Raw genomic sequence first — 10,181 nt, 5'->3', positions numbered from 1 at the left:
TGATCTTTGCGTCTTTACGAGCAATTATGTATTTGAGCTCGTTGACCTTATCGGTCTTGGAATACTTGCTGTCCTTAGGTGGGCGTCCTTTCTTCCTCAAAGCTATTCCTGCTGCTATCTTGCGTTCTTTCTTATGTTGCCGCTTGATAAATCCTTTCACTTGTTCTTTCGTGAAGCCTAAACGCTGAGCTATATCATTTTGCGTTAACCCTTTTTCTTTCAGTTCACTTATTTCTTTCTCATACTGCTGTATATGTCTGTAACTTCTTGCCATAACAAAACCTCCTATGGTTTCTATTATACCATAGGAGGCTCTTTTTGTCATTGTACGTTTTTTATGGTTCGGTTCAAAGTTCCTGTGGAGTCTCTTTTTTAATGTATATGCAATGAAGATATTATTCGTTGACAGGGAAGCTTGTTATGATATTTGCATCAAATTTCTGGATTGCAAGTGCATCCATAGGAGAGATGCCGTCGCCGCGGTTGAAAACGTCTGCGTTGGAAAGTGCCTGTTCATTCATCGGGTACTTGGCAGCGTTTGCGCAGTGCTGGATAATGAGAAGTGCATCTGAAAGGGTTATGTAGCCGTCAAGTGTAGCGTCTCCGAGGAGTGTTGGTTCGGGAAGCTGAGACTGTGATACAGGTTCGGGACCGTTAGTTGTCGGCTCGGAAGTTGTGCTGGCGTCGGACTGTTCAGCGGTCTCAACGTACCATTTCTGGTTGTCACCGCCCTTGAAGGTGTACTGCTGGACATTTGCACCTGTATCCTTTGACTGTTCGTTTACATCAAGAGCAGATGCACCGTCAGTTATCTTGGTGAGGATAGAGTATGTGCCGTCGTTATTCTTGACGAACCTGAACTTCTGATTTTCGCCATTCTTGAATGTGTATAACTCGATATTTGTACCGTCTTCGGTCTTTTTGGCGTTTACATCAAGTGCATATGAGTTGCCGTCGCCAAGCTGAGAGATGAGGTAATAGTAACCGTCGCCTGCGGAAACTGCCTTGAACTGTGCCTGTGCTCCGTTTGCAGCGGACTGCTGTACATTAGTGCCGTTTGCAGCGTTTGTGCCTTCAACTGCGAGGTAAAGTCCGCTGTTTACGTTTTTGAATGTATATACCTTACCGTCGGTGATATCTGATGCAGGAACGGCAGGAGTTGTCGGAGCATCGGTTGCAGTCGGAACAGTTACTTCGGACGGACTGTTTCTGAACTGTGATGCAAACAGCTCAGCAAGTTTATCAGCACCTGTACGGTTGGGATGAACATTGTCGATATACATTCCGTCTGCCTTTGCTGCACCTACAGATACGCAGTAGTCCTGCCAGAGAGTGAACAGATCGATGACCTTGCAGTCCTGTTCGGATGCTATCTGATCGAGTTCAGCTGAGAAGTATCTGCTCTTGAGGAGAGGTGAAAGTGAATAGTCACCCTTTCTGCCCTGCTGCTTAACGAGAATAACGTCCATGCCTTTAGACTTTGCACGTTTTACCATGTCTGAAACGACCTTCTTATATTCGTCGCCCTTGTAATACTTTCCGTCGTTTATGCCGATAGAGATAACGAATACATCTCCGCTCTTGCCGTATTTTTCTATGCAGTCGAAGTTGCCGCGATCGACGAATCCCTTGGCATATTCACCGCTTGCAGCCATATTCCTTACATACCAGCTGTTGTCGATATGCTTGCTGAGCATCTGTCCCCAGCCTGCTTGAGTGCTTGAATCGAGAGGGTAGTAATTGCATACAGTTGAATCACCGCAGAGCCATACAGTTGAAGGCATTGCAGTGCTGTCGGATATCTTGTTTATCTCGATCGCACTGATTGAGTAGGCGTTGCCTTCCTTTCCTGCTGCTGCACGTATATTGAGCTGACCGTCAGTAACGGGGAGGATTATCTCGTCAACTGCATTATTGCCTGTCATGTTGACTATCTGGAGCATATTCTCCATGTAAACGCTTGTGCGGGCAGTGTTTCCGAGAGTTACCTTTACCTTGTAAAGACCGTTCGGTACGTCAGCGTTGAAATTTGTGTTTCCTGTGAACTGTACAGCATCGCTGAGTTCATTCTTACCTGCTGCGGCAACGTCCTTAACATCATTTCCCGAGAAGCCGTAGCCCTTGTTCTTGTCGTATTTGTCCGAAGCCTTTACGGAAGTAAAGCCGTTCTGAGCGTTTGCGCCGAGGTCGAACTTCTTGCTGTAGTTTCCTGTATCCTGTACGGGAGCCGCTGTAGTGGGAGCAGGTGCAGGTTCAGCTGCTGCTGTCGGAGTTTCAGACTGTACGGGAGTCTCTGTCCTTACAGGCTCGTTGTTGAGCAGTACCTTTGGTCTTGCAGGGAGAGGAGCATCGCTTCCGAGGTAGTAGCTTACGTGCGGAGGCTGATTGTATGAGGACTGCTGACAGCAGTTCTGCGCTCTGTACTGCATATCGTGCATGAGAGTTGTGAGACGTACCTTTGTAGCAGATGTAGTACACCATACACGGAGCTTTGTGTTATCATCGGTTCTCATGATGAGTTCTTCACGCCAGTCACCGAAAAGGTCAACAGTCATACATGGTACGGATTTCGAGCTGTTGTTAGAGCCGCATCCGTTTGCGGTGAATATACGGTCTATCTTGTCAGCACCTGTCATTTTTGATATCTTGTTTCCGTCAAGTATCTCACGCTCAAGGTCTCCGTCCCAGTAGATGAAGAAGTTCTGTGCGGGTTTTGTGCCGCCTATTTTCTTTCCTGCGGAGTTGTAGACATTTCCGTCAGCAGCTCCCCAGAATTCCGCACCTTTATTTCCTGCCCATACATTGTCGGCGGCACAGCGTCCCGTATCCTTGGTATTGTTTATGTGGAAGATTATCTTTCCTGTCTTTGCATCGTAACAGGACTCGCCGTAAGGCTTGTCCTCGTGGCATTCCCATACTTCCAGTCCTTCACGGTCGGGGATAAGGTCTCCGACATGCATAGCATCGCCGTGAAGGTTTCCTGATGTCCAGAGAAGTTTACCGTTATCGTCGATGCAGTTTGCACCTGTGAAGACTTCCTGCTTGCCGTCGTTATCGCAGTCGGCGACCATTACGTTATGGTTGCCGCAGCCCCAGCCGGGAGTGTTCTTATTGAAGGTAGAATCGTAAACCCACCTTTTGACCAGCTTCTTGTTTACAACATCAACGGCAGACCAGGTAAGTCTTGTGTAATAGCCTCTGCCGTAGAGCGCTGACGGGTGAACGCCGTCAAGATAAGCGATACCGCTGTTCATTCGGTCCACACGGTTTCCGTAGTTGTCTCCCCAGTCTGACACTTTTCCTCTCGGAACGGGGAAATCGATAGTGTCGAGAGCTGCACCTGTCTGACCGTCAAAGAGTGTCATATACTCGGGACCTGTAAGGATATAGCCGTTGCCGTTGCGGTAGTCCTTGCTTCCGTCGCCTATTACCTTGCCCTTGCCGTCCTTTGTGCCGTCGGCGGTCTTGGTGATGAGTTCAGCCTTGCCGTCGCAGTCGAAGTCTGCAACGCACATCTGCGTGTAATGCTGACCTGCGCGTATATTTTTGCCGAGGTCAACACGCCATAGCTGTTTGCCTGTAAGGGTATAGCAGTCGATAAAAACATTGTCGGTCTTGCCCTGCTGTGAATTGTCCTTTGCATTTGAAGGATCCCATTTCAGGAATATCTCGTACTGACCGTCGCCGTCCACATCTCCCACGCAGGCATCGTTAGGCGAATACTGACTGCCGGGACTGTTCAGCTTGATGTCGAAGTAATTGTTTCCCGAGGTGAATTTACAGGTCTGCGAGTTGACTACCTTGCCTCCCTCAATGCAGTCCACACGATACTTTGAACCTGTGCCGCCGCCGTTGTCCTGATAAGAGGTAGCGTCACCCGATTTGCTGGTGTAGATGAGTTTGTCATCACGGTAAAGTCTGAATTCGGCATCATCCGAATCATCGGCATTATAACGCCAGCTTACAAACATACCGTTTCCGTTTTTGACAGCGTAGATACCTCTGTCGAGGTACTCCATTACTGCCTTGCCGTTGCCGCCGACACCGTATGCAGCGTTTGCATCGATCATGCCTGCAACGCCGTCAACTGTACCCATACAAATCGACAGTGAAGCAGCAGCGGCTAACAGCTTTCTGAGTTTTTTGTTCATGATTATTCCCCCTCATATATTTTCCTTTGCACCGATTTTTCGGTACATTTTTTATATGGCAACATTATTATATCATTGCATTTGCAATTTGAAAATAGACATTTCTATCGCAAATTTGAATTTTTGTTGCATAAATCTGATTGACTAATACTGTGAAATTATGTATAATATCATCAAAGGGGGAATCAGTAATGTATATCTACATGCTTGGCTGGCACTGGAAACATCCTGCATCATTTTCAATAGAACGTCCTGACGGACATTTCGGTACTCAGATAATACTCGTGCAGTCGAAAGCACGTATATGTATGGGAGAAAATGAGTATAAGGTCGATAAGAATACGGTTTTCATCGTGAAAAGCTGTATGCCGCATTGTTTATACGGGGACGGTGAGGAATACTGCGATGACTGGATAAGGTTCAGCATCGAACCAGAGGACAATGAATTTATTGACAGTCTTGAATTTGAATTCAATACTCCGATAAAGCTTGAAGATGACAGCGTTTCAAAGCTGATCGCCGCATGTGAAGAGATCTTCAATGCTGAACTGCCTGACAGTAAAACTACTCTTCATCATCTGCTGACAGCTATCCTGCTTCATATAAACTCACATTGCAAAAACAAGAACAGCAGCGTTCATACTCCATATGATAATGCGATCGAAAAGATAAGGAGAGAGATCTATGCCGATCCTGCAAGGGAGTGGAATATTCCTGATATCGCAGAAAGACTGAATCTTTCCGTTTCGCATTTCCAGCGGCTTTACAAACAGCGTTACGGTATCCCCTGTACAAAGGATATATGGACAAGCCGCATGGAATACGCAAGGAACCTTCTGCTCACTACCGATCTTTCCGCCAACGAGATAGCTGATATGTGCGGATATAAAGACTATGCGTATTTTTCACGTCAGTTTGTTAAATACGCCTGTGTTTCGCCTTCAAAATACCGTAAAGATAACCGTGAATGAATGGCTTAACCGTCTCTGCGACAGTATTTTTCGGATACAGAGATAAGCATATAAATGAGATAAAATAAAATTGCAGAAAATTTTTTCAAAAAAAGTGAAATATTATCGGTCGGAAGTTGTCTTAATAAACAGAGGACCTCATGAAAGGAGGTTGGACCTTTGGATGACGCGTCAATAATCGAATTGCTATGGCAAAGAAACGAACAGGCTATTTCTGAGCTGAAACTGCGCTATGACAAGCTTTGCTGGTATATTGCAGGACATATCCTTTCGCAGAAAGAGGATCAGGAGGAATGTGTGAATTCTGCATATATGGATGTATGGAGTTCTATTCCGCCCAACAGACCTTCAAACCTGAAAGTATACCTATGCAAGCTTGTGAAAAACTGTGCAATAAACAGGATAAAGTACAATACAGCCGAAAAAAGGAATGCTGCTCTCACTGTTTCACTGGATGAATTATCAGATTGTATACCCGATGGAAAAAGTATAGAAGACAATGTTACGGATGAACAGCTCGGAAAAGCTATAAGCGTTTTCCTCAGGAGCCAGCCTGAAAAGTACAGGAAAGTGTTCGTAAGGCGATACTGGTACTCCGATACACTGGAGGAGATAGCAGAGCTTTATGATATGAACACGAAAACTGTGGCTACATATCTTTTCAGAGTGAGAAAAAAACTCAGGACATTCTTGCAGAAGGAGGGATATCTGGATGAGTGACATGAAATTATACAGGGGCATAAACAATATCGATGATGACCTGATCGAAGAAGCCGAACGTGAACATAAGCCTGTAATACACAGATATTATTCCTTCGCCGCTTCTGCTGCCGCTTTGCTTATCGCAGTAGGAGTTTCGGGATGGGGACTTTTCCGCGGAGATGAAAATTTAAAGGACCCGTCACTGTTTGGCAGCAGTGTGATCTCTGAGACCTCCACAACAGTACCGTCCGAACAGCCGACAGCACACAGCTCAACAGAAGCTGTTTCATCAAGTGCCGATGCTGTAAAGGCTGATATCGGAACGGTCGCTGTTGTACCCGTTGTTACAGATCCTAATAATAAACTTACCACAGCGGTAACATCATACAGTTACGCGGCAGAACCTGTTCAGACGGCTTCGCCCGTTCCGTCCGCTTCAATAAAAAACGAGACTGCATCGGCTGATAAAGTAACAGCACCTGCTGTTACCGATGCGAAAGTCAATAATACACCGACTGCTGCTGTGACATCCGACCGTCACGCACAGACATCGGTACAGACTGCTGTAACAGTTAACTTCACTACAGCACCCGAAGTGACAGTTACTGCTGCTGTTACGAAAACCAATGAAGAATACGAATACGAAGGGAGAATCGTAATGAAAAAATTTTTTGCAATGTCTGCGGCACTCCTCACGATTGCAAACGCTCCTGTGCTGAGCGTTAAAGCAGATTCATATACGCCTGTAAACAAGGTGCAGAACAGAGCTGACGAAGCAAGGAGCTTCATTGAGGACTACAATGTAGACATCGACCTTAATTCCGACGGAAAATTTGATATCATAGATCTTTATGCATTCTATGTTGCAGAAGATGCTGTCAAAAGTGAAGACGGAGATAAAATGCTTCCTAAGGATGTATTGGATAAATTCAATGTCATTCCTGTAAACGACGGCGTGAAGACAACCGAGATCGATCCTGATACAGGCAAGGAGTATGAATATTATAAAGGCTATTATAAGCTTGATTCAACAGAGCTTGCTTGTTATTACCTCACATATAACGATATGGATCTTAGTTACTTTGACCATGAGTTTTATACCGAAAACTGTCCCGAGGGTTATGATACCTCAGAAAAAATGGTATCAGAATTCATCGATTATTGCCTGCGTTATGAGTTCTTCGAGTCCGGCAGATCATATAATTATATGAAAGATATGATTGAAAAAGAAGAACTCGATATGGATATAAATTCCGACGGCGAATTCAATTTTGATGATGTACTTCTTCTCTTATGCTTCAGAGCAAATGTTGGTACTGATTATTATGAGAAACAAACCAGTGAATTGCTTGAAGATCATTACCATAATTATAAGGCATACAGTGATTATTATGATACATATTGTGCTGATCCCGATATTGACTGGGGAATTTACAGACAGCCGTATAAGATCACTGAAAGCGAATTCAACAAGGCATGTACTTACTTTGACACTGCTTCAAAATACATCGCAGCTTATTATAATGAAGATATCCAGCTCGAATATCTGGTAAAGTATTATCTCTCGAACAATAAGATAGAAAAGAAATATTTCGATCCCGACTATTATTCGTATGATGAGTCCTTCAAATTTCATTGTTATGAGTATGAATACAGAAATATGAATACACAGTGTTATACCTATCATTACAATTCATACGATGAACCGTTTTTCGGCAATTACTCCTACTATCTTGATTTTGCATTCAAATTCGGCAAAGGCGTTATAGACGACTATGTACCTACAGATGAGGATGTAAACCGCTATAACTTCTCTCAGGAGGATATCGAGGCTGCTTTCCCGACATATTACAAGAATGTCAAGACAGGCGTTCTTCCTGAGCCTGATATGGACCTTAACGGCGTAATAAACGTTGCAGACTACAGTATCCTTTATAACCTCAACTGTGAAAACATCAGTCCCTTTGATGAGTTTGAGACAAGTAAACTTATAAGAACATTCCCTGAACTCCAGGTAAAGATAAAGGTATTACCTGAGATACGCGATAACTATAACACTAAGTTCGATTTCAATGAGAACGGCGTAAGCTGCGACGTTCTTGAAACAGAATGCATGATGATGTATATCCTTAACGAACTAGACTCGGTTTACAGCACTGAGGATGAGTTCACAGAAGCATGCGAGTATTATATCCACTCTCATCCGGGAATCAATTATGAAGCTTTACTGCTTGATAAAATGAACCGCTTCAACGCAGGAAGGGAAAGTTATGATTTTGATTATAAATTAGAAGCTACAGATACAGTTGCTCTCAGCGATTCTGTAAACACATTATCAAGCTATATGAGCGGTATAGACCTCTCTGTACTCAGAACAGGTGACGCAAACTGCGATAACGAGACAGGTCTTGCAGATGCTCTGCTTATCCTTCAGAATTCGGCAAACAGCGTAAAATACCCTGTTTCCAGGACAGGCGAGTTCAACGCAGATGTATTCGGAACTGGCGACGGACTTACTCCTATGGATGCACTTGAGATACAGAAATGGGACGCTGAGAAGTCCATATGATAAATGTAACCTCCAAAAAGTAATTCACCATTACTTCCTACTCCACAGGCTCCGATGTAATTTATCGGAGCCTGTGATATTTTCTGCAAAGACTGTGATGAAAGCAAATATCGGTAAGTGTGAACAAATTGATAACAATAATCAGCTTGATTTTTAATGTGTAATATGTTAAAATCAATATTATATAAAATCAAGAGGGGTTATGCGAATGAGTAATAATATCATGAAAAAAATTTGCCTGTGTGTTTCACTTTGCTGCATCATGGGCTGTTTTCCGGGATGTTCCGCACCTGAAAAGGAAAGTTCTTCATCAGCTTCATCCGCTGTTGAAACTCCGACTCTTTCCCTTGAAGGAAAGGTCTATTCCTATAACACAAAGGGCAATTCCGACGGCTACGATTATGAGCTCTGGAAGGATACGGGAGATACTTCCTTTACAGTAAGCGAAGGCGGTACTTTCACCTGCGAATGGGATAATATCAATAATGCGCTTTTCCGTAAGGGCAAGAAGCTCGGTTCCACAAAGACATACCGCGAAATGGGTAATCTTTATGTGGACTACGGCGTTGACTATCAGCCTAACGGCAATTCCTACATGTGCGTTTACGGCTGGACCAAAAAGCCGCTTATCGAGTATTACATAGTAGAATCATGGGGAAGCTGGAGACCACCCGGAGCAGACAAGTCTCTCGGTACTGTCAAGGTGGACGGCGCTGAGTATGACATCTACAGAACTACCCGTGTTGAACAGCCTTCCATAGAGGGAACGACTACATTCGACCAGTACTGGAGCGTAAGAAAGACAAAGCCTGAAGGTGACGGAACACGCCTTGAAGGTACTATCTCGATCTCCAAGCACTTCGATGCGTGGGCAAAATGCGGCCTTGAACTCGGCAAGATGTACGAAACTGCACTTACAATTGAGGGATATCAGTCCTCGGGCAAGGCAGTAGTATACAGAAACGAGCTCAGAGAAGAGGGCGAGTATAAGGAAGCCGACGATATAGAAGTTACAGTTAACGAATAATGATATATATTTATCGGGGGATGCCTTTGGATGAGGTGTTCCCTGATTTTTTTACTGAGCCTTTACTTTAAATTTTCAGCCTGACAGGGTACTCATGTAAAACTATTTTTTTAGTAATACAATAAGAGAGTACCCTGTCAGGCTGAAAATTTGGGGCAAAAAGTCTTTGGAAAGGGGTTCGGGGTGACTCCCCGCAGTGCGGGGAGATGCCGAACAAAGTGAGGCAGAGGGGACCGCCTCCGTAAGAGGAGAACCTTTCTTCAGAAAGGTTTTCCCCGGTAATTACAATTATAACTTCTGCATGCGCAGGAGTTTTTTTATTTGCCTAATTCCTTTGTTTCACACATAAGGAATTTGCAGAGCTGTACAAGATCGGACATTTCAGGAGTACCGTTTCCGTCTATATCAGCGGCTTTCGATGCAGTCCCGTCCCTGAAACCGCTTACAAGTCCGCTGCGGAATGCTGCAATGTCGAAAACAGATATCCTGCCGTCCGAGTTAACATCGCCCAACAGGTAATCAGGTTCCTGAGGGCTACTGCTCTTGAAGAAGCTGTCAAGGGTATCGAACCAGTATTTGCCCATTTTTTCATATCCGCCCGAATTCGGGTGTACACCGTCCGCAAGATCCTTTGAAGCATCTATTACACTGTGGATATCGGCGTAAACTATGTTTTTGTTGTTGGAGCTGTACTCGTCAGCAACCTTTTTTATCAGCTTGTTGTACTCCGCTACATCTGCATTTGTATTTCCGCCGAAGAG

At 44.4% G+C, this 10,181-nt stretch carries 7 protein-coding genes; 4 read left to right on the top strand and 3 right to left on the bottom strand.

Annotation, left to right across the window (positions count from 1 at the left end):
* Together BT127_RS13155 and BT127_RS17280 are read right to left on the bottom strand one after the other, a co-directional pair.
* Window positions 1-274, bottom strand: a 274-nt coding sequence (locus tag BT127_RS13155; RefSeq protein WP_075425439.1) for a hypothetical protein, incomplete at its 3' end; no start/stop codon positions are given.
* Between the two features lie 121 nt (window positions 275-395).
* Window positions 396-4,151: a rhamnogalacturonan lyase family protein gene (locus tag BT127_RS17280; RefSeq protein WP_318257253.1), complete on the bottom strand. Its 3,756-nt coding sequence runs from the start codon at window positions 4,149-4,151 to the stop codon at window positions 396-398.
* 191 nt (window positions 4,152-4,342) lie between these two features.
* Between BT127_RS17280 and BT127_RS13135 the strand changes: the two genes are divergently transcribed.
* The 4 genes from BT127_RS13135 to BT127_RS13120 all read left to right on the top strand — a co-directional run bounded on the left by BT127_RS13135 (window position 4,343) and on the right by BT127_RS13120 (window position 9,420).
* Entirely contained in the window at window positions 4,343-5,122 is a 780-nt protein-coding gene (locus BT127_RS13135) for an AraC family transcriptional regulator (protein ID WP_075425438.1), read from the top strand.
* 159 nt (window positions 5,123-5,281) lie between these two features.
* The gene (locus BT127_RS13130; protein ID WP_075425437.1) at window positions 5,282-5,842 is read left to right on the top strand and encodes an RNA polymerase sigma factor; all 561 of its coding nucleotides are present in this window, start codon (window positions 5,282-5,284) and stop codon (window positions 5,840-5,842) included.
* Window positions 5,835-8,393 (top strand): hypothetical protein, encoded by a 2,559-nt coding sequence (locus BT127_RS13125; RefSeq protein ID WP_075425436.1) that lies wholly within the window; start codon window positions 5,835-5,837, stop codon window positions 8,391-8,393. The genes BT127_RS13130 and BT127_RS13125 overlap by 8 nt, the downstream gene beginning before the upstream one ends.
* Window positions 8,394-8,601: 208 nt before the next feature.
* The gene (locus tag BT127_RS13120; RefSeq protein ID WP_075425435.1) at window positions 8,602-9,420 is read left to right on the top strand and encodes a glycoside hydrolase family 11 protein; all 819 of its coding nucleotides are present in this window, start codon (window positions 8,602-8,604) and stop codon (window positions 9,418-9,420) included.
* A 317-nt stretch (window positions 9,421-9,737) separates the two neighbouring features.
* Here BT127_RS13120 and BT127_RS13115 read toward each other — a convergent pair.
* A partial coding sequence (locus BT127_RS13115; protein ID WP_318257252.1) for a dockerin type I domain-containing protein occupies window positions 9,738-10,181 on the bottom strand: 444 nt, incomplete at its 5' end.

It is taken from the genome of Ruminococcus sp. XPD3002 (assembly GCA_900119535.1).
GTDB lineage: Bacteria > Bacillota > Clostridia > Oscillospirales > Ruminococcaceae > Ruminococcus > Ruminococcus flavefaciens_H.
The sequence above is the reverse complement of the archived record's forward strand: the minus strand, read 5'-3'. Positions and strand labels throughout refer to the sequence as shown.

Bases quoted from the DNA above. Each gene is read 5' to 3' on its own strand.
- BT127_RS17280 (WP_318257253.1), bottom strand. From the start codon at position 4,151: ATGAACAAAAAACTCAGAAAGCTGTTAGCCGCTGCTGCTTCACTGTCG.
- BT127_RS13125 (WP_075425436.1), top strand. From the start codon at position 5,835: ATGAGTGACATGAAATTATACAGGGGCATAAACAATATCGATGATGAC.
- BT127_RS13135 (WP_075425438.1), top strand. From the start codon at position 4,343: ATGTATATCTACATGCTTGGCTGGCACTGGAAACATCCTGCATCATTT.
- BT127_RS13120 (WP_075425435.1), top strand. From the start codon at position 8,602: ATGAGTAATAATATCATGAAAAAAATTTGCCTGTGTGTTTCACTTTGC.